This window comes from Mesorhizobium sp. M7A.F.Ca.US.005.03.2.1, from assembly GCF_003997795.1.
GTDB classification, from domain to species: Bacteria; Pseudomonadota; Alphaproteobacteria; order Rhizobiales; family Rhizobiaceae; genus Mesorhizobium; species Mesorhizobium ciceri.
The window spans coordinates 1-403 of sequence record NZ_RZRP01001644.1 but is presented as its reverse complement, the minus strand read 5'-3'; the positions used below and the strand labels follow the sequence as shown (position 1 = coordinate 403).

The 403-nt window shown below is 61.5% G+C and carries 1 pseudogene; it reads left to right on the top strand.

Annotated elements, in window-relative coordinates:
• Positions 1-28: 28 nt before the first annotated feature.
• Positions 29-403: pseudogene (locus tag EN991_RS39605) on the top strand (hypothetical protein); the annotation flags it as partial.

The following is a 403-nucleotide window of genomic DNA, read 5'->3' as shown; positions in this document are numbered from 1 at the left end:
GTGCCTGCTGCCAAAGGACAGCGCTGACATGTTTTCCGGGCATCCTTGTCTGACCGGCTCGATCGCCAGCAATGCGGAGCAGCCTTTCAACGACCGCTACAGCATATCAGGCCAGTTCGCGGCCTTCGCTCCTGACGTTTCGCGCACCGCCTATACCTGCCGGCCACCGAAGATCGGCGTGCCTGGCGGGATCGCTTATCGCGGTTGCAACGACAAGGACCGTGTCTTCGCGGCTTTCAAGGCCGGCAAGCCGATGCCGAACGAGATCTGCGGGCTGGTCGGCGGCAAGAAATTTGACATCTGCGTGGCCACCAACAATTTCGACCAATGCCTTGGCGGCGCCGTCAATCGCGGCAACCGGCCGGCCTGTTCGGCCGATCATTTCTGCCGCGAGGACTATATG